Origin of the sequence: Halomonas sp. TD01 (assembly GCF_923868895.1) — a bacterium.
Lineage (GTDB): Bacteria > Pseudomonadota > Gammaproteobacteria > Pseudomonadales > Halomonadaceae > Vreelandella.
Genome location: NZ_OV350343.1, coordinates 2,467,149 through 2,485,368, shown reverse-complemented (window position 1 = coordinate 2,485,368; position 18,220 = coordinate 2,467,149). Strand labels below are relative to the sequence as shown.

19 protein-coding genes are annotated in these 18,220 nt (G+C 51.8%); 11 read left to right on the top strand and 8 right to left on the bottom strand.

Annotated elements, in window-relative coordinates; genetic code table 11:
- Positions 1 to 86: 86 nt before the first annotated feature.
- Both L1X57_RS11255 and L1X57_RS11250 read right to left on the bottom strand, forming a co-directional pair.
- The gene (locus L1X57_RS11255) at positions 87 to 1,130 is read right to left on the bottom strand and encodes a threonine aldolase family protein (protein WP_009721670.1); all 1,044 of its coding nucleotides are present in this window, start codon (positions 1,128 to 1,130) and stop codon (positions 87 to 89) included.
- A gap of 156 nt (positions 1,131 to 1,286) precedes the next feature.
- On the bottom strand, positions 1,287 to 3,308 hold the full coding sequence (locus L1X57_RS11250; protein WP_009721669.1) for an NADPH-dependent 2,4-dienoyl-CoA reductase: 2,022 nt from the start codon (positions 3,306 to 3,308) through the stop codon (positions 1,287 to 1,289).
- A gap of 192 nt (positions 3,309 to 3,500) precedes the next feature.
- Between L1X57_RS11250 and L1X57_RS11245 the strand changes: the two genes are divergently transcribed.
- Positions 3,501 to 4,418 (top strand): DMT family transporter, encoded by a 918-nt coding sequence (locus tag L1X57_RS11245; protein WP_009721668.1) that lies wholly within the window; start codon positions 3,501 to 3,503, stop codon positions 4,416 to 4,418.
- A 42-nt stretch (positions 4,419 to 4,460) separates the two neighbouring features.
- A complete protein-coding gene (locus L1X57_RS11240) occupies positions 4,461 to 6,029 on the top strand; it encodes a carbon-nitrogen hydrolase family protein (RefSeq protein WP_009721667.1) in 1,569 nt (522 codons plus the stop codon).
- Positions 6,030 to 6,079: 50 nt separating this feature from the next.
- Here the strand turns inward: L1X57_RS11240 and L1X57_RS11235 are convergent, their stop codons facing one another.
- The 4 genes from L1X57_RS11235 to L1X57_RS11220 form a co-directional block, all read right to left on the bottom strand.
- On the bottom strand, positions 6,080 to 6,379 hold the full coding sequence (locus L1X57_RS11235) for an MGMT family protein (RefSeq protein WP_009721666.1): 300 nt from the start codon (positions 6,377 to 6,379) through the stop codon (positions 6,080 to 6,082).
- Between the two features lie 27 nt (positions 6,380 to 6,406).
- Complete coding sequence (locus tag L1X57_RS11230) at positions 6,407 to 7,012, bottom strand: FMN-dependent NADH-azoreductase (protein WP_009721665.1); 606 nt, start codon at positions 7,010 to 7,012, stop codon at positions 6,407 to 6,409.
- 180 nt (positions 7,013 to 7,192) lie between these two features.
- A complete protein-coding gene (locus L1X57_RS11225; protein WP_009721664.1) occupies positions 7,193 to 8,644 on the bottom strand; it encodes an alanine/glycine:cation symporter family protein in 1,452 nt (483 codons plus the stop codon).
- Positions 8,645 to 8,766: 122 nt separating this feature from the next.
- Complete coding sequence (locus L1X57_RS11220; protein ID WP_009721663.1) at positions 8,767 to 9,186, bottom strand: secondary thiamine-phosphate synthase enzyme YjbQ; 420 nt, start codon at positions 9,184 to 9,186, stop codon at positions 8,767 to 8,769.
- A gap of 171 nt (positions 9,187 to 9,357) precedes the next feature.
- Between L1X57_RS11220 and L1X57_RS11215 the strand changes: the two genes are divergently transcribed.
- Both L1X57_RS11215 and L1X57_RS11210 read left to right on the top strand, forming a co-directional pair.
- Entirely contained in the window at positions 9,358 to 9,927 is a 570-nt protein-coding gene (locus L1X57_RS11215) for a lipocalin family protein (RefSeq protein ID WP_009721662.1), read from the top strand.
- Positions 9,928 to 9,944: 17 nt separating this feature from the next.
- Entirely contained in the window at positions 9,945 to 11,018 is a 1,074-nt protein-coding gene (locus tag L1X57_RS11210; protein WP_009721661.1) for a tartrate dehydrogenase, read from the top strand.
- 61 nt (positions 11,019 to 11,079) lie between these two features.
- Here L1X57_RS11210 and wrbA read toward each other — a convergent pair whose 3' ends face one another.
- Positions 11,080 to 11,679: an NAD(P)H:quinone oxidoreductase gene (gene wrbA, locus L1X57_RS11205; protein WP_009721660.1), complete on the bottom strand. Its 600-nt coding sequence runs from the start codon at positions 11,677 to 11,679 to the stop codon at positions 11,080 to 11,082.
- A gap of 331 nt (positions 11,680 to 12,010) precedes the next feature.
- Here wrbA and L1X57_RS11200 point away from each other — a divergent pair, with 331 nt between their 5' ends.
- From L1X57_RS11200 to L1X57_RS11175, 6 genes are all read left to right on the top strand, one after another.
- Positions 12,011 to 12,451 (top strand): hemerythrin domain-containing protein, encoded by a 441-nt coding sequence (locus L1X57_RS11200; protein WP_009721659.1) that lies wholly within the window; start codon positions 12,011 to 12,013, stop codon positions 12,449 to 12,451.
- A gap of 193 nt (positions 12,452 to 12,644) precedes the next feature.
- Positions 12,645 to 13,628, top strand: coding sequence for a succinylglutamate desuccinylase (locus tag L1X57_RS11195; RefSeq protein ID WP_009721658.1), 984 nt, complete (start codon positions 12,645 to 12,647; stop codon positions 13,626 to 13,628).
- Between the two features lie 241 nt (positions 13,629 to 13,869).
- Positions 13,870 to 14,640: an ABC transporter ATP-binding protein gene (locus L1X57_RS11190; protein WP_009721657.1), complete on the top strand. Its 771-nt coding sequence runs from the start codon at positions 13,870 to 13,872 to the stop codon at positions 14,638 to 14,640.
- 15 nt (positions 14,641 to 14,655) lie between these two features.
- Complete coding sequence (locus L1X57_RS11185) at positions 14,656 to 15,357, top strand: ABC transporter permease (protein ID WP_009721656.1); 702 nt, start codon at positions 14,656 to 14,658, stop codon at positions 15,355 to 15,357.
- Between the two features lies 1 nt (position 15,358).
- Positions 15,359 to 16,090 carry an ABC transporter permease gene (locus tag L1X57_RS11180; protein ID WP_009721655.1) on the top strand — a complete coding sequence of 244 codons (732 nt, stop codon included), beginning with the start codon at positions 15,359 to 15,361 and terminating at the stop codon, positions 16,088 to 16,090.
- A 168-nt stretch (positions 16,091 to 16,258) separates the two neighbouring features.
- On the top strand, positions 16,259 to 17,029 hold the full coding sequence (locus L1X57_RS11175; RefSeq protein ID WP_009721654.1) for a transporter substrate-binding domain-containing protein: 771 nt from the start codon (positions 16,259 to 16,261) through the stop codon (positions 17,027 to 17,029).
- A gap of 58 nt (positions 17,030 to 17,087) precedes the next feature.
- Here L1X57_RS11175 and L1X57_RS11170 read toward each other — a convergent pair whose 3' ends face one another.
- Positions 17,088 to 17,237, bottom strand: coding sequence for a hypothetical protein (locus L1X57_RS11170; protein ID WP_009721653.1), 150 nt, complete (start codon positions 17,235 to 17,237; stop codon positions 17,088 to 17,090).
- A gap of 142 nt (positions 17,238 to 17,379) precedes the next feature.
- On the opposite strand from L1X57_RS11170, the gene L1X57_RS11165 reads away from it, so the two are divergent.
- The gene (locus tag L1X57_RS11165) at positions 17,380 to 18,177 is read left to right on the top strand and encodes a transporter substrate-binding domain-containing protein (RefSeq protein ID WP_009721652.1); all 798 of its coding nucleotides are present in this window, start codon (positions 17,380 to 17,382) and stop codon (positions 18,175 to 18,177) included.
- Positions 18,178 to 18,220: the final 43 nt, after the last annotated feature.

The window sequence follows — 18,220 nt, the reverse complement described above, 5'->3', positions numbered from 1 at the left end:
AAACGCTATTCAAAACGCACAGCGCCGCCTGACAGGCGGCGCAATAGCGGGAAACAACGCATCTAACAGACGTTGCTTAGAAAGTATTACTCCAGCACTTCTTTCACATCTGCCAACAGTTGATCCAGCAATTCAACGGTCGTGTTCCAAGCGCATACAAAACGCGCACCACCCGCTCCAATAAAGGTATAGAAAGTCCATCCTTTGGCTTTCAACGCCTCGATTGCATGAGGAGGAAATTCAACGAAAACACTATTGGCCTGGGTCGGAAACATCAGTGAAACGCCAGGTAGCGCCTGTAACCCTTCTGATAAATAACGCGCCATGGCATTGGCATGTTCAGCGTTGGTTAACCACGCACCGCTTTCCAATAACCCAAGCCACGGGGCGGAAACAAAGCGCATTTTAGAAGCCAACTGGCCTGCCTGCTTGCAGCGATAGGAAAAATCCTCAGCCAAATCGCGGTTAAAAAACAGAATCGCCTCACCAAACGCTAGTCCGTTCTTGGTTCCCGAAAAACACAACGCATCGACGCCTACCTGCCACGTTAGCTCTGCGGGACTGGCATTGAGACTGGCACAGGCATTTGCGAACCGTGCGCCGTCCATGTGCAGGCGCAAATCATGCTTATCTGCCATAGCGCGTATTGCTAATAACTCTTCCCGAGAGTACACCGTGCCAACTTCTGTCGCTTGGGTAAGCGACACCACCTTAGGCTTGGGATAATGAATATCGCTACGCTTAGTGACCAGCGCTTCAATGCCCTGTGGCGTTAGCTTCCCGTTAGCCCCCGGAGAGGTCAGCAGTTTCGCACCGTTAGAAAAGAACTCAGGGCCACCACATTCATCGGTTTCAATGTGGGCCAATTCATGACAAATAACGCTGTGATAGCTGCGCCCCATTGCGGAAAGTGCCAGTGAGTTTGCTGCAGTACCATTGAACACAAAAAAAACGTCGCAATCGTAGTCAAACATTTCACGAAAACGATCTGCGGCGCGGGCAGTCCAACGATCGTTGCCGTAGGCCAAATCATCGGCTTGATTGGCTTCCAGCAGGTATTCCATTGCCTCTGGGCAGATACCTGAGGTGTTATCACTGGCTAAAAATCGTGGGGTACACTCCGAGGTCATGACGATAGTCCTTTTATCTGACGGTCGTACGGCGCAAGCTGGGTGCCACTCGCGCCTTAAATTGTTAACTGTGGTTAACAGCTACCTTGATCGACCAGTCTATCGCCATTTCAACGTTTACGTCACCCGCCCAACTCGCTTGGTTATATCATTTAACTACAGGGCAGCGGCAAGTCGTGTGCCTTGGTCGATGGCCCGCTTAGCGTCTAGCTCCGCTGCTTCATCGGCACCGCCAATCACATGAAAGCGTGCTCCCGACTGGCTTAAAGGCTCGATAAGCTCGCGAACTGACTCCTGCCCAGCACACACCACGACAGTGTCTACCGCCAGCACTTGTTCTTCACCATCCCGGCGAATGTGCAGCCCCGCATCATCAATTTTCAAATACTCGCAGCCAGTCAGCGTTTTAACGCCCCGCTGCTTTAGTGACGCGCGATGCACCCAGCCCGAGGTTTTGCCCAGGTTCTTACCCGGCTTAGAGCTTTTGCGCTGGAGCATAACAATGTCACGAGTAGAAACCGGCGGCATTGGCGGCTTTAGGCCGCCACGATCGCCCACGGCAAGGTCAACGCCCCACTCATCACACCAAGCTGCTACGTCCATTTCAGGATGCCCCTGATCGGCGAGCAGCTCTGATACATCAAACCCAATACCGCCGGCACCGATCACTGCCACACGCTGGCCCACTCGCTCGGGACGCTCAATGGCCTCAGCGTAGCTAAGCACACTGGCATGATCGGCACCTGGTAGTGCAAGTTCACGGGGGGTAACGCCGGTGGCAATCACTACCTCGTCAAACTCAGCTAATGTATCGTGGCTAGCCGCCGTATTGAGGCGAACGTCCACGGCGTATTTTTCTAGCATCACCCGGAAATAGCGCAGAGTTTCGTTAAATTCCTCTTTACCAGGAATTTTACGGGCGTAATTAAACTGCCCCCCTAGCTCACTGCGTCGCTCAAACAGCACCACATGATGCCCCCGGCTGGCAGCTGCCACAGCGGTAGCAAGCCCCGCTGGGCCACCGCCGACAACCGCTACCCGCTTTGGCGTTTTCGCGGGTTCAAGGGTTAACTCGGTTTCATGGCACGCCCTTGGGTTGACCAAGCATGACGTGAGTTTGCCCATAAAGGTGTGATCTAGGCAGGCTTGGTTACAGGCGATACAGGTATTGATTTCGTCTGAAAGACCCGCCTCAGCTTTACGCACCCATTCAGGGTCAGCCAAAAACGGGCGCGCCATCGACACCATATCCGCATGCCCATCTGCCAGCACGCGCTCGGCAACCTCGGGCATATTGATACGGTTGGTGGTGATCAACGGGATGGATAGTGCTGCTTTAATACGTTTGGTAACTTCGGTAAACGCTGCACGAGGTACGCTGGTTACAATGGTTGGCACCCGGGCTTCGTGCCAGCCAATACCGGTATTGATCACATTCGCGCCCGCGGCTTCAATGGCCTGACCAAGCTGCACCACTTCTTCCCACGTACTACCTTCTTCCACCAGATCAATCATCGACAGGCGAAAAATCATCAAAAAGCGCTCGCCCACTGCCGCGCGAATGCGTTTCACAATTTCAATCGGGAAGCGAATACGTCGCTCAAAATCACCGCCCCACTCATCATCACGCTGATTGGTGCGACGACAAATAAACTGGTTGATTAAGTAACCCTCTGAGCCCATTACCTCAACACCGTCATAGCCCGCCTGCTGGGCAAGCTGCGCGCAGCGTACATAGTCGTCAATCTGTTGCTCAACCTCATCGCCTGAAAGTGCCCGAGGCATAAACGGGTTGATCGGTGCCTGCAACGCAGAAGGGGCTACCAACTCTGGCGAATAGGCATAGCGCCCGGCATGGAGAATCTGCATACACAAATGCCCACCCGCGTCATGAACAGCATCAACAACGCGCTTATGCTCAGCTAGCTGAGACTCATCGGTAAGTGCATTCGCCCCTTGAAACACAGCGCCTTCAGCATTAGGAGCAATACCACCCGTCACAATCAGGCTAACACCCGCGCGAGCACGCTCGGCATAAAAGGCCGCTAGACGCTCAAAACCATTGGGGGCTTCTTCTAAATTGGTGTGCATTGACCCCATCAATACACGATTGGGCAGCGTTAAATGGCCAACGGTCAGCGATCGGAACAGATGCGGGTAAGCGGGCGTCTGGTTCATCACGGTACTCCTTTATATTGTTAAGAACATTCAAACAAGCGTATGACATACGCTGCCCGACGTACAGTCCTTTACACCCCTCAATCTGTCACCTTTTGGCCGCCTTGCAAAACCATTACCCATTGTGGCAAAGCACTTGCTCCTCTTGCGAAAGCACGTCACATTACCAGGCTAACGATAAGGGAACCCGCTATGCCATTGATTTACTTTTTACCTCCACTGGCCACGGTATTGATTTGGTCAGGGAACATGACAATTAACCAATTAACCGTGGGTGCCATTGCCCCCAGCAGTATCGCTTTTCTACGGTGGCTGCTGGCACTGGCAGTAATGACACCGTTTGTACTCCCTGCGGTATTACGTCATCGCGATGAAATACGCCGCCACTGGCCAAAACTGGCGCTGCTGGGATTACTTGGCATGGGGCTGTGGCAAGGGTTGGCCTATGTGGCCGCGGAAACAACGACCGCCACCAATATGGGTATTTTGGCTGCCATGGTGCCGCTTCTCACCGTATTGTTAAGCGCTCTGATCTTGCGCGAGCCGCCTACGCTTGGCGGTGTTGTCGGAGGTGTTTTGGCATTCATTGGCGTCACGGTATTGCTTGGGCGCGGCAACCCTTTGTCTCTGTTGCAATTACAGGTAGCCGCCGGTGACGCATTAATGGTAGTTGCCGCCACCTGCTACGCCCTTTACGGGGTAATGCTAAAGCGCTGGGCGATGAACCTACCCCCTTGGGTAATGCTCTATGCCCAGGTCTGCTTTGCGGTTTTATTCCTATTGCCGCCCTATTTAATGGGTCCCATGACACCGGTAGATAGCCACAATATATGGCTGATCCTTTACGCAGGCATTCCCGCCTCCATCATTACCACTTTTTTATGGATGCGCGCGGTGCGCCAAATCGGCGCGAACCAGTCGAGTATATTTATCAATTTGATGCCGCTATTTAGCGCCCTGATTGCCATGGCGTTTTTAGGGGAGCAGATCGCAGGGTTCCACTTTATGGGTGGGCTACTCATCCTTGCGGGGGTCATCATGGCGCAAACGCTGACACGCCCCCTGGTGCGTACTATCACGGCAGATAAAACGAGCAACGCACAGCAATGATACAATGGGCTAACTTCATTCGACGGCCGGGAACCCCTGAATATGTCCCTAGAAGAACTGCACCTTAATCTTCGCAACCTCACCAGCGATGACTACGAACAGCTCAAAACACTGATGGACGCGGTGTATCACGACATCGGCGGTGCGTGGCCAAAGCACACCATTGACAAGCTCATCCAGGAATTCCCTGATGGCCAAATTGCCATTGAGGACGATGGCATGCTGGTGGGCGTAGCGCTGACGGTACAAGTCGATTATGACGAGTTTTCCAACCCGCATAAATATGACGATCTGATCGGCCATCGCGAAACCATCCTTAACGATCAAGATGGCGATGCCATGTACGGGCTGGATGTGCTTATCCACCCCGACTACCGTGGCTACCGCTTGGGTCGGCGTTTATATGAAGCACGCAAAGAACTGTGCCGCTCGCACAACCTGCGTGCCATTCTGGCGGGTGGCCGCATTCCCGAGTACCACCAGCACGCTCAAGAACTTACCCCAGCAGAGTACATCGAAAAAGTCTCTCGTAAAGAGATTTACGACCCGATTTTATCGTTCCAATTAGCTAACGATTTCCAAGTAAAACGCTTACTGCGTAAGTACCTGCCAGAAGATGAGCAGTCTCGCGGCTATGCCACTCTTTTGGAGTGGAACAACATCCTGTTCGAGCCTGCTGAGAGCGTGCTAGATACCCGCCCGACTCAGGTACGAGTGGGAGCTGTACAGTGGCAGATGCGTGAGTTCGCTTCAGTGGAAGCGGCCCTTCAACAAATTGAGTACTTTGTTGACGCACTATCAGATTATCAAAGTGACTTTGCGGTATTTCCGGAGCTATTTAACGCACCGCTGATGGGTCTACAAGACCGCTCAGCCCAACAGGATCAAATGGGCGCGATTCGCTTTTTAGCGGGCTTCACTGAGCGTTTTAAAACCGAACTGTCGCGGATGGCGGTGTCGTATAACATCAACATCGTCGGTGGCTCCATGATTGAAGTCGGTGACGATGACCGGCTATACAATATTGCCTACCTGTTCCACCGAGACGGCGAAATCGAAAAGCAGTCGAAGCTGCATATCACGCCACAGGAGCGCCGCGACTGGGTAATCGAAGGCGGTGATAACCTCCAGGTCTTCGACACCGACGCAGGCCGCGTGGGCATTTTGATCTGCTACGACGTTGAGTTCCCGGAACTTGGCCGACTGCTAGCCGATCAGGATATGGATATTCTGTTTGTACCGTTCTGGACAGATACCAAAAATGGCTACCTGCGAGTGCGCCACTGCGCCCAAGCGCGTGCCATTGAAAACGAGTGCTATGTGGTGCTGTGCGGCAGCGTCGGCAACTTGCCTTCGATTGAAAACCTGGATATCCAGTATGCACAATCGGCGGTGTTCTCGCCGTCGGACTTCGCATTCCCCCACGATGCAGTGCTGGCGGAAACCACGCCTAACACCGAAATGATTTTCTTCTCGGATCTCGACCTGACCCGCCTCACGGTTGTCCGTGCCGAGGGCTCAGTGACCAACCTGAAAGACCGCCGCAAAGATCTATTTGACCTTCGCTGGCGCGACTGGTCCTGGAAGTCTGGGGCTAATCTGGAAGAGTAAACCAACAACGCCGCCCGAATGGGCGGCGTTGTTTTTAAAGCGCTTCTGGCTCAATCAGGCCACACAAGATGAGCGGGTACTCGCCCTTTACTATCAAACATGACGCCTTCATTACGCAGTTTCTGATGCTGACAATCAGCTCCGCCGTGATCGGCCAGCTTCAGCGAAGCTGCAATCACTCGGTGCCAGGGCAGTTGATGCCCCTCAGGTAAATGACGCATCGCCGAGCCTACCATGCGAGGCGTAGCCCCCTCGGTCATTGCCGCGATACGCCCATAGGTGGTTACCCGCCCAGCAGGAATCTGATCAACAATAGTATAAATCTGTTCGAGCAGTTCTGGGCGTGGCATTGTTATCTCTCATAAATCAACGTTTTACTAGAGTGTTTCGACCAGTTGATCGATGGCTTGGAACGCTTCTTTTAGCGCAGCATCACGCTGAGCGTCGCCCATATTCAATCCTTCCGCAAAGACCACATCCACATCGCTAATGCCCATTAAACCGAGCATGGTTTTTAGATGTGGCGTCTGGCTATCTAATTCAGTCCCCGCGTATTGGCCACCGCGAGCAGCTAAAATAATCGCACGCTTACCTTCAATCAAACCTTGCGGACCGTTTTCAGTGTAGCGGAAGGTTTCACCAGCGCGCAGCACGCGGTCAAACCACGCTTTCAACTGGGAAGGAATACCCAAATTATACAGCGGGACCGCCAATACCAGGACATCATTCGCCCGTAACTCTGCCAACAATTCGTCAGAGTGGGCTGCCAATGCCTGCTGTTCAGTGCTGCGCTCTTCTGCTGGCGTCTGCCATGCACCAAGTTCTTCAATCGCAAGGTGCGGTAACGCGTTAGCTACCACATCACGATGGGTAACCATTACATCGCGCTCTTCCGTTTTAGCTTTAAAATGGTTGGCTAACGCATTGGACTGGCTGTTCTCGCCTAGAATAGAAGAAGTTACAAGCAGTGCACGAGTGGTCATTGAGAATTTCCTAACGTATCAGTGGGAGCAATGAAGGCTATTTTACGGCGCTTTTCAATTAACAAAAGCGCAACGTTTCTCCTATCTCATTCGAAAAAATCGAATTAAAAATAATAAAAAGCCCCGCTCTGCTGTGCTCGCAGTAGCGGGGCTTTCGTCTATCACGTCAAAAAATAGCGCTTATTTCCGCTTTGGCCACGCGTTAGGATCTACCTTGTTTACCAATTTAGGAAATTTACTTGGATCAAATACAGGCTCTTGACCCGCTTTCAATTGAGCGTCGTAATCACGGAACAGTGCGAAGGCAATCGGCGACAGCAGCAGAATAGCCACTAAGTTAATCACTGCCATCATACCCATGGAAAGATCGGCAAAATTCCAGATAGCACCCAAACTGGCAACCGAGCCCACCATCACCATGCCCAGAACTGCCAAACGGTAAATCAGTACGGCAACAGGCGCACGACGGCCTGCCAAGTACTCAATATTAGATTCACCGTAAGAGTAGTTAGCAATTACCGAGGTAAATGCAAACAGCAAGATCGCAACGGCAATAAACATACCGCCCCAGTCACCCACATGGCTAGAGAGTGCCATCTGGGTAAGTTGAATACCGTTGTTTTCCTCGCCAGCTAGCAGTTCAGGCCCGGCCATAATGATGATGGCCGCAGTGGCGGTACAAATGACCAAAGTATCTAAGAACACGCCCAGCATTTGAATAAAACCCTGGGCAGCGGGATGATCTGGCCGTGTACTGGCAGTCGCGGCAGCATTAGGCGCCGAGCCCATGCCGGCCTCGTTGGAAAACAAGCCACGCTGAATACCGTTCATAATGGCTTGGGAAATGGCGTAACCCATTGCGCCACCGGCCGCCTGCTCTAAGCCAAAGGCACTTTTAATAATGGTCATAAAGGCCGCGGGCAAGTCGCTAATATTGAGTGCAACCACCGCCAGTGCTAATACTAAGTACAAGAGTGCCATCAGCGGCACCACTAGCTCGGCCACTTTAGCAATCGACTTTAGGCCGCCAAAGATAATGGGGGCAACTACCGCCATTAGGACTAACCCCATGGCCCAGGTGGGAATGGCAAATGCCTGTTCCATGGCCTGGGCGATGGAGTTGGCCTGTACGCTGTTAAACGCCAACCCAAACGCGATAATCAAGCAGATCGAAAACAGTACTGCCAGCCAACGTAATCCCAAGCCACGCTCAATATAACGGGCAGGACCACCACGGAACGTGTTATCACCGTGATCGACTTTATAAGCCTGTGCCAGAGTGGACTCCACAAAACTTGTCGCCATACCCACCATGGCGGTCATCCACATCCAGAAAATCGCGCCGGGACCACCAAAATAAATCGCTACCGCCACACCAGCTAGGTTACCAGTACCTACCCGTGCTGCCAGGCTGGTGGAAAGTGCCTGGAAGGAAGAAATGCCGCCGTTAGATTGGCGCGAACTGCGCAACAGTTTGAACATGTGCCCGAAATAACGTACTTGGATACCGCGGGTCATGACGGTGAAGTAGAGGCCAGCACCGATTAGCAGGTAAATCAGCACACTGCCCCATAGTAACCCGTTGCCGCGATCAACCATCGCCGTCAACAGGGGGGGAATAGTAAAATCCATAGGTAACACGCCTTTTTTACAGTTATTAAAACAGTGGAGGCGCATCATTCTTCACGGCTGCACCAAAATGGCAAGAAAAATGGAAAAATAGTGTGTTTACTAGGCCTACGTTCGAATTATCACTAGCGACCAGTTAGCGTCACTAAAATGCGGCGCGCACCTCCTTGCTCTCGGTGCTCACCTAACCACAACCCCTGCCAAGTGCCCAGCGCCAAACGGCCATCACGTATGGCTAGCGTAAGCTGAGTACCCAGCAAGCTTGATGCCACATGGGCAGGCATATCGTCTGGCCCTTCCAGCGTATGACGGAAATAGTTCAGCCCTTCGGGCACTAAGCGGCGAATAAAGGCATCTAGGTCGTGACGGGCGTCAGGATCAGAATTTTCATTTAGAGTAAGCGAAGCAGAAGTATGCATTAGCTGCAGGTGCAGTAGTCCTTGACTGCACTCAGCCAAGCACGGCAGTGCCCTGGCTACTTCATTTGTAATCAGATGAAAGCCCCTGGGCATTTCCGGTAAGTGAATCTCTTGTTGATGCCACATAAACACTCCTTTGTTGCCGGGATTGTAAGAGGTTATTGAGTACAGAAATACCATAGCCTATTTCCGCCTACTTCCGGCAAAAGAGACGCCAAAGGCAACCGTTCATAGCGCTTATTTCGCCATACTGATAGATTTAACACTTATATACCATGCTGTAATTAGGAGCGTGCAATGCTCACTTCCGCACGAATATCTGGGAAGAAGGCGGGAAAAGTCGCTGGGTTTATGGCCTTCAGCAGTCTTGTATTAACGGGCTGCACCGGCATTCCTGACGGCACTGAACCCGTCACAGGCTTTGAACTTAACCGCTATTTAGGTCAATGGTATGAAATCGCCCGCCTGGATCACTCCTTTGAGCGTGACTTAGACTGCGTAACGGCTAGCTACAGCCTGCGTGACGACGGCGGCGTGCGCGTTATCAACCGTGGGTACAACCTTACAGAACAAGAATGGAATGAAGCCGAAGGCCGTGCTTACTTTATTGACGATGAAAACGTCGGGCGGTTAAAAGTCAGTTTCTTTGGCCCTTTCTACGGCGGCTACAACATTCTAGAACTGGATAATGACTACCAATGGGCGCTGGTGTCAGGCCCGAACCGCGACTACCTATGGATTCTCTCCCGCACGCCAACCATGGATAGCGCACAGAAAGAGCGCCTGCGCCAACGCGCTACCGAGCTTAACTTCCCCACCGATGAATTGATTGACGTCGTACAAGATCAAACCTGCCCCGAACGCTAATAACAGAAGGAGCCACTATGGCCCACCGCATTGCAGTCATTGCTGGCGACGGTATTGGCACCGAAGTGATGCCCGAAGGCATTCGCGCCCTGGAAGCTGCCGCAAAGCGTTTCAACATTGACCTAGCATTCACAACGTTTGAATTTGGCAGTTGTGACTACTACTTAGAGCACGGCAAAATGCTGCCCGACGACTGGTTCGAGCAGCTCAAGGATTTTGATGCGCTGTTTTACGGTGCTGTCGGCTGGCCCGATAAAGTACCTGACCATATTTCGCTATGGGGCTCGCTACTGCAGTTTCGCCGCCAATTTGACCAGTACATCAACTTGCGCCCCTGCAAACTCATGCCCGGCATCAAAAGCCCATTAGCAGGTCGTGAGCCAGGCGATATCGACTTTTACGTGGTGCGCGAAAACACCGAAGGAGAATATTCAAGTGTCGGTGGCAAGATGTTCGAAGGCACCGAGCGTGAAATTGTCCTTCAAGAGACGGTGATGAGCCGCGTCGGCGTTGATCGGGTGCTGAAATATGCGTTTGACCTTGCTCAAACCCGCCCGCGCAAAAAACTCACCTCAGCCACCAAGTCCAACGGCATCTCAATCACCATGCCCTACTGGGATGAGCGGGTTGCCGAAATGGCTAAGCAGTATCCCGACATTGCAGTGGATAAATTCCACATCGATATTCTGACCGCTAACTTTGTACTCCACCCAGACTGGTTTGATGTGGTGGTCGGCAGCAATCTGTTTGGCGATATTCTTTCAGACCTTGGCCCCGCCTGCACGGGCACCATCGGCATTGCGCCTTCTGCCAATATCAACCCAGAAGGCAAATTCCCCAGCTTGTTTGAACCGGTTCACGGCAGTGCACCAGACATCGCAGGCAAAGGGATTGCCAACCCCATTGGCCAAATCTGGTCAGGTGCCATGATGCTAGAGCACCTGGGCTATCAAGAAGCCGCCGATACGATGGTAAAAGTTATTGAAGATGTATTGAGCGAAGGCAATAACCAAGTGCTCACCCGCGATATTGGCGGGCAAGGTAATACGTTAAGCCTAGGCCAGGCGATTGCTGAACGTATTGGCGGCTAACAAAAATGCCTCACTGTAAAAACAGTGAGGCATTGCGCTTCTAGGGTGTTGGTAGACGGGGTTAGCTCGCCAGCTTCGCAGCAATTTCCGCGACATGCTTACCTTGGAAACGGGCAATTTTCAGTTCGCGATCGTCTGGCTGACGTGAACCGTCGCCGCCAGCTAGCGTGGCAGCGCCATAGGGTGTTCCACCGCTCACCTTGGAGATATCAAACTGCTCTTCAATACCATAGCCAATCGGCACAATGACCATGCCGTGGTGGGCCAGCGTCGTCCAGGTGGAGGTAATAGTCATTTCATCACCGCCGCCGGTCCCGGTAGAGGTAAACACACTAGCCACCTTGCCACGCAGCGCGCCATTGGCCCACAGCCCACCGGTTTGATCTAAGAAAGTACGCATCTGACCCGCCATATTGCCAAACCGCGTAGGGGTGCCGAAAATAACCGCGTCGTAATCCGCAAGCTCCTGAGGAGTCGCCTCTGGCGTAGTGAAGTCCTGCTTACCACCTGCATTTTTGAATGCTTCTTCTGGCATGGTTTCGGGGACACGCTTAACAGTAACCTCAACCCCATCAACGCTTTTCGCGCCCTCCGCCACCGCAGCAGCTAACGTATCTATATGGCCGTACATGGAATAATAAAGAACCAATACCTTTGTCATTACTCACTCCTTGCAGTGTTGTCTAATCATGTTATCTGGTAGTGCTGTTAATAGTGCTAACCATTAGGGCTGTGTCTCACATGTCTTAGGCTTACCGAAGTTTGTTAACAACATAGCTCAGCTCAGCGTAGAAAAAAGCGAATGTTTTCGATGCCCTCCTTCGATTTTGTCGATGGACACCCCCCGTTCTCGCCTTGCGCTTTCAGCGCTTCAGCACTAGCTTTTCTACATCTATCTATTTTGCATTCATCTTGTTCAACAGTTTCCGCTACCAAAACAGCATCGGAGAAAGACCCCGAAGAATCCCCTAAGAGCAGCCACGGAGACAGGCATGACGATTTTCGAAGTATTACGAAAAGATCACGACATCCAGCGGGATTTATTGTCACGCCTGGTAGAAACCCAAGGCGATAGCGAAGAGCGCGATAAGCTCTATCAAAAAGTGCGTGCCGAACTTAAATACCATGCCAACGCCGAAGAACGCTCACTCTATATCCCCATGATGGATATCGATCTAACCCAGGAAAAAGCTCGCCATAGTGTCGCAGAGCACCATGAAATTGATGAAATGTTAGAGCTCCTCGACGATACCGAATACAGCGCAACGAACTGGTTAACCCACGCCAAGCAGTTACAGCATTTAGTCACCCACCATCTGGATGAAGAGGAACAAGAGGTGTTTCAACTGGCAGGCCGTGGCCTAAAAGAACAGCAAAAGTCGTCGCTTGCCACACAATATCAATCAGAAATGAAGCGACAACGCTCAGAATAAACGAATAAATTTAGCAAAAGCTAAACATGAAAACGCTTATGCAATACTGCGCATAAGCGTTTTTTTATCGATGAATTTTCATGTTCGCACCTGCGTTTTTCATGCTATCGACGTCCCCCCTTGTGGTTAAGCTTCATCATGTTAAAGGTACAGCATTACAAAAAGCTGACGCTCCCTGCTCAAGGAAAACTTCATGCTTGGCCAATGGCTTGATTGGACACTCGATGACAAACACCCTTCTCCGCGGTCAGGCCGCTTTGGCAGCGGCACCTACCAATTGCATGCACCGGGTATCTTAGAGATAACTCCGGCAGCCATTCACCCAGCGGCTCACGCCTGCGTGTTTTCAGCCGCGATACACGGTAACGAAACAGCCCCCGTGGAACTACTGGGTAACTGGCTATCTGCGGTAGAGGCAGGCACGGTAACCATTGGAGCCCCCGTGCTAGTGATTTTAGGCAATATTCCTGCCCTAAAGACCCAGCAACGGTTTATTACGACTAACCTCAACCGCCTATTTCAGCGCGAATTGTCCGACACAGGCGAAGAACCTGATCGGGCTCGCGAGCTAATGTCTGCAGTAGATGCCTTTTATGATCGTCATCAGGCACTTCCCAAACTTCACTACGATTTACACACGGCTATTCGCGGCAGCCTCTACACTCGCTTCGTCGTAGAGCCCTACGCGGAAACCGTGATCGACCCAGAGCACTGGGAATGGCTCGCAGCGGCGGATATGCAAGCGGTGCTACACCAGCACCAGCATAGCTGGACGTTTTCTCACTATAGTAAGCACTTCCACGCAGCCCAAGCCTTCACCTTCGAGTTAGGCCGAGTTGCACCGTTTGGAGAAAACGATATGGCTGCATTAGCGCCAATGTTAACGCTTATTAGCGCTCTTAGCGCTGGGGAACAGCCACCTAAAAAGCCTGCTGAAACAATGACGTTTTTCCAAGTTCAACATGAACTAATGCGTCAGGCGGAAACATTTAGTCTCTGTTTTGACGAAGACGTCCCCAATTTCAGCCGCTTTGAGCCGGGCACTTGTCTCGCAAAAGATAGCGTAGCGGGTGATTTTATTGTTGGAGACGCGCCACTGCATGTGGTATTTCCGAATGCAAAGGTAGAAATTGGCGCGCGGGCAGCGCTGCTGGTTGTTCCTACCCACGCCAGCTAACGATTCACACGCTATTACCAAGCAAAAACTGTTAAAAACTGCTTTAACAACAATAACGTAGAGGCTATTCCAGGCTTAGCAATGTGCATTAAAACGAACGTTTTTCTTATTTATCACATAAGGAAAGCACGCAATATGCGCAAGGCCTGATAGAATCGCCCCTTTTTTCGCGCCAGCCGCCTATCAAGCACGTGTTTTAAACCTGTTGCTGCTGCGGCAACCCTGTACTGGAGCCACTGTTATGGCTGATACGCCTACTCCCCTTGAAGTGCGCAATATAAAAAAGCGCTTTGGCGACACAGAAGTCCTTAAAGGCCTCTCTCTCGAAGCCCAAAAGGGTGATGTCATCACTCTGATTGGTGCATCGGGGTCTGGCAAAAGTACCTTCTTGCGCTGTATGAATCTCCTGGAACAGCCCGACGAGGGTGAATTGTTCGTCCATGGCGAACAGATTCGCTTTAAAACGACCAAGCATGGCCGCGAACCTGCTGATTGGAAGCAAGTCGTGCAAATGCGTGCCAAACTGTCGATGGTGTTCCAGAGTTTTAACCTATGGGCTCACATGACGTTGCTTGAGAACATCATCGAAGCGCCTATTCATGTCCTGGGAAAACCCAAAAAAGAAGCCATCGAGCATGCACGTGCACTGCTCGAACGCGTTGGGCTTAGCGCACGCGCCGATGCCTATCCGGCACAAATGTCGGGTGGGCAGCAGCAGCGTGGAGCGATTGCCCGAGCGCTCGCGATGGACCCAGAAGTGATGCTGTTCGATGAACCGACGTCTGCCCTTGACCCAGAATTGGTTGGCGACGTTTTGAAGGTAATGCACGGCTTAGCCGATGAAGGGCGCACCATGGTGGTGGTCACTCACGAGATGAGCTTTGCCCGCGATGTATCCAGCAAAGTGATTTATCTGCACCAAGGTTTGGTAGAAGAAGCTGGCGCGCCTGCTGAAGTGCTAGGCAACCCGCAATCACCGCGCTTAAAGCAGTTCCTAGCCCCCAAATATTGATCAGCGAGGCACACCATGCTTGATTTGCAAGGTTATGGCCCCCGCCTGATCGAAGGGGCGGGCGTTACACTTCAATTAGCAGTTCTGTCGCTTATTCTAGCCATTGTACTTGGCTTGTTAACGGCGACTGCCAAAATGTCACGCAACTGGTTCCTACGGCGCACAGCGACGGTGTACACCACCGTGATTCGCGGCGTGCCGGACTTAGTGCTAATGATGTTGCTATTCTTTGGTGGTCAAATCGGCGTTAACGCCATTAGCGACATGCTCTACTACAACTATGAAATTGATATCTATATCAATTTCAACGCTTTCGCAGCGGGTGTCATCACCATTGGGTTCATTTTCGGTGCCTACATGGGTGAAACCTTCCGCGGTGCTTTCATGGCAGTTGATAACGGCCAGATTGAAGCGGGAAAAGCGTACGGTATGAGTAATGCCTTGTTATTTCGGCGTGTTCGCTTTCCGCAAATGATGCGCCATGCACTCCCCGGCTTATCCAACAACTGGATGGTACTGCTTAAAACGACCGCACTCGTATCAGTAATTGGCTTGACTGATATGGTTCGCGTGGCCGCAGAAGCTTCTCGAGCCACCCATGAGCCCTTTGCTTTTCTACTTCCTGTAGCGGCGGTTTATTTGCTAATTGCCAGCGTATCCGAGTGGATTTTCGTTCGGCTACAAAAACGTTACGACATCGGCTTCGGGGGGCAGTGAGATGCTAGATATTTCTGCGTGGTTCAACGACCTGCTAGCTGGCAACCTGATTTTCACCCCCACCACCTTAGGCTACTACTGGGAAGGGTTAGTCACGACGACCCAACTGGTATTCCTTTCTTTGGTAGCGGGATTAGTGTTGGCAGTACCGCTTGCCATTATGCGCAGCTCGAAGCATAAATGGATTAGCTTACCTATCTACTTTTACACCTATGTCTTTCGTGGCACACCACTACTGATTCAGCTATACATCATTTACTACGGTGTGGTGTTTATCGATGGTATCCAGGAAACATTTTTGTGGCCAATCCTGCGGGAAGCTTTCTACCCTGCCTTGATCGCTTTCACGCTTAACACGGCAGCATATACCACCGAGATTTTCCGAGGGGCGATCAAAGCCACATCCAAAGGGGAAATTGAAGCAGCCAGGGCCTACGGCATGTCACAAAACCTGATGATGCGGCGTATTATTCTGCCCAGCGCCTTCCGGCGCGCTCTGCCCGCCTATGGCAACGAAGTCATCTTTATGCTGCATGCCAGCGCCATTGCCAGTGTTGTCACGCTAATGGATCTGACAGGGGCTGCGCGCTTTGTTTATGCCCGTTTCTATGCACCGTTTGATGCCTTCTTATTTGTAGCAGCGATCTACCTTTGTCTTACGTTTGCTATTCTGTATTTCTTCCGTTTCCTGGAGAAAAAGCTGCTGGCCCACTTACGGCCGCAAAACACCTAGTATCAAAAGTACCTGAAAACAAAAGTATCTAGCGATAAAAGCAGCCTCGTTTGTTGTACCGTCAAACAAACGTTGGTTCATAGCAACGTTCCCTCTTTTCGTAAGCCCCAACCTAGGGTACGTTAAAGGGGATCACATCTAGTGAACCTGTTTCTACGGAGTATAAGAATGAAAAAATTACTAACAGTGTCTGTGCTTGGCTTAGCCATTGCGGCGGCCTCTTCCGCCCAGGCGCGGGACTACGACAATGTACGCATTGGTGTCGACGTTCCCTACGAACCAATGGAATTCCGCACAGCCGATGGTGAGCTGACCGGTTTTGATATCGACCTTGGCAACGCACTTTGTGAGCGCATCGGTGTAACCTGTGAATGGGTTGAGCAAGAGTGGGACGGCATTATTCCTGGCCTTATGTCGCGTAACTACGATGCCATCATGTCCTCCATGACGATCAACGATGAGCGTCGCGAGCAGGTGTTGTTCTCAGACCCCTACATCACTATGCCGTCTGCCTGGTTCGCACCAAGCGGCCTGGACATCAGTGAAGCCAATGAAGAAACCTTGGCAGGAAAAACTATTGGCGTGCAGCGCGGTACGCTGCAAGATAATTACGTGACCGACAACTTCAACAGCGTTGCCAGCATCAGCCGCTATTCCACCGCTGATGATATGGTGCTGGATATGGAAGCACAGCGTTTGGACATCGTGTTCCTCGACTTCCCTATCGGCCAGTCTACGCTGCTAGAAAGTGAAGAAGCAGAGTACGTTGTGATTGGCGAGCGCATTAGCGAGCCAAAAGAGTATTTCGGTGACGGCTTTGGCATCGCTTTCCGTCAGCGTGACGAAGCACTCGCTGAGAAATTCAATGAAGCCCTTGCTGAGCTTCAAGAAGACGGCACTTACGACGAAATTTTCGCTCGCTACTTTGGCGAAGAGTAAGCGCTAGCAGCATGTGTATGCCTCCCCATCTCGGGGAGGCTTATACCGCGAGAAGCCATCATGCATACACATCACTTTTCAGCGCCAATGCAGTTGCAATTGCCAGCTCTATGCGCGCTCCGCCCAGGTACCAGCGGCGATATCGCTTGCTTTTATCTGAGCGAATGGTTCGACGAATAGCCTTCCCCTCTTGGCACGCCCGTGCCATCTCACGCCCCTGCGCGTGATCTTTGTAATGCGGAAATAACGCATTACGACCCTGCGCTTAGCGCACCCCACATGCTTTAGCTCATAAAAAAATCGCCGCTAGGCATGTTATCAATACCTAAAAATCGCTTCAGGAGACTACTATGCGTTATGCAACGCTTCCCCTTGCCGCTATCTTAGCGGTTGGTTTTTCGACGACTTTTGTTCCTACTGAAGTCGAAGCCCGGGACTACGACGAAATTCGTCTTGGTGTCGACATCCCTTACGAACCCTTTATGTACCGTGAAGCAGACGGCACGCTTACTGGCTTTGAAATCGAGCTGGGTAACGCAGTTTGTGATTACCTAGAAGCAAGCTGCACCTGGGTCGAGCAGGACTGGGACGGCATTATCCCTGGCCTTCTCGCCCGTAATTACGACGCCATTATGTCATCCATGGCGATTACCGATGAACGCGCCCAACGCGTGCTGTTCTCAGAGGCCTACTACACAACGCCCAGCGCTTGGATCACCACGCAAGAGCGTGACATCAACATTGAAGACCGCGCTAGCCTAGAAGGCCTAACCGTTGGTGTTCAGCGGGCGACGCTGCAGGATAACTACGTCACTGAGCTCTACGGTGACATACTGGAAATCCGTCGCTATACCGGCGTAGACGATGTGGTGACCGACCTTATGGCCGGGCGTTTAGACCTCACCTTTATGGACTACCCGATTGCTGAAGCCGCTATTGAAATTGATACGCCAGAGAGTGATTTCCAACGTATTAGCGACTTTATCAAACAGCCTGAGCATATCTTTGGCAAAGGGGTAGGTGTGGCGTTTCGTCCTCGGGATGAAGCCCTAGCAGAGCGTTTCAATGAAGCATTAAGCGCGCTGAAAGAAGACGGCACCTACGACGAAATTATGAACCGCTACTTCAACTACGATGTGCGCTTATAAGTACAGTTTGTAAGCACAACCTCTGCGCCGACCGATGGTCGGC

Coding starts and splice junctions, on each gene's coding strand:
- L1X57_RS11255 (WP_009721670.1), bottom strand. CDS start 1,130: ATGACCTCGGAGTGTACCCCACGATTTTTAGCCAGTGATAACACCTCA.
- L1X57_RS11250 (WP_009721669.1), bottom strand. CDS start 3,308: ATGAACCAGACGCCCGCTTACCCGCATCTGTTCCGATCGCTGACCGTT.
- L1X57_RS11245 (WP_009721668.1), top strand. CDS start 3,501: ATGCCATTGATTTACTTTTTACCTCCACTGGCCACGGTATTGATTTGG.
- L1X57_RS11240 (WP_009721667.1), top strand. CDS start 4,461: ATGTCCCTAGAAGAACTGCACCTTAATCTTCGCAACCTCACCAGCGAT.
- L1X57_RS11235 (WP_009721666.1), bottom strand. CDS start 6,379: ATGCCACGCCCAGAACTGCTCGAACAGATTTATACTATTGTTGATCAG.
- L1X57_RS11230 (WP_009721665.1), bottom strand. CDS start 7,012: ATGACCACTCGTGCACTGCTTGTAACTTCTTCTATTCTAGGCGAGAAC.
- L1X57_RS11225 (WP_009721664.1), bottom strand. CDS start 8,644: ATGGATTTTACTATTCCCCCCCTGTTGACGGCGATGGTTGATCGCGGC.
- L1X57_RS11220 (WP_009721663.1), bottom strand. CDS start 9,186: ATGTGGCATCAACAAGAGATTCACTTACCGGAAATGCCCAGGGGCTTT.
- L1X57_RS11215 (WP_009721662.1), top strand. CDS start 9,358: ATGCTCACTTCCGCACGAATATCTGGGAAGAAGGCGGGAAAAGTCGCT.
- L1X57_RS11210 (WP_009721661.1), top strand. CDS start 9,945: ATGGCCCACCGCATTGCAGTCATTGCTGGCGACGGTATTGGCACCGAA.
- wrbA (WP_009721660.1), bottom strand. CDS start 11,679: ATGACAAAGGTATTGGTTCTTTATTATTCCATGTACGGCCATATAGAT.
- L1X57_RS11200 (WP_009721659.1), top strand. CDS start 12,011: ATGACGATTTTCGAAGTATTACGAAAAGATCACGACATCCAGCGGGAT.
- L1X57_RS11195 (WP_009721658.1), top strand. CDS start 12,645: ATGCTTGGCCAATGGCTTGATTGGACACTCGATGACAAACACCCTTCT.
- L1X57_RS11190 (WP_009721657.1), top strand. CDS start 13,870: ATGGCTGATACGCCTACTCCCCTTGAAGTGCGCAATATAAAAAAGCGC.
- L1X57_RS11185 (WP_009721656.1), top strand. CDS start 14,656: ATGCTTGATTTGCAAGGTTATGGCCCCCGCCTGATCGAAGGGGCGGGC.
- L1X57_RS11180 (WP_009721655.1), top strand. CDS start 15,359: ATGCTAGATATTTCTGCGTGGTTCAACGACCTGCTAGCTGGCAACCTG.
- L1X57_RS11175 (WP_009721654.1), top strand. CDS start 16,259: ATGAAAAAATTACTAACAGTGTCTGTGCTTGGCTTAGCCATTGCGGCG.
- L1X57_RS11170 (WP_009721653.1), bottom strand. CDS start 17,237: ATGGCACGGGCGTGCCAAGAGGGGAAGGCTATTCGTCGAACCATTCGC.
- L1X57_RS11165 (WP_009721652.1), top strand. CDS start 17,380: ATGCGTTATGCAACGCTTCCCCTTGCCGCTATCTTAGCGGTTGGTTTT.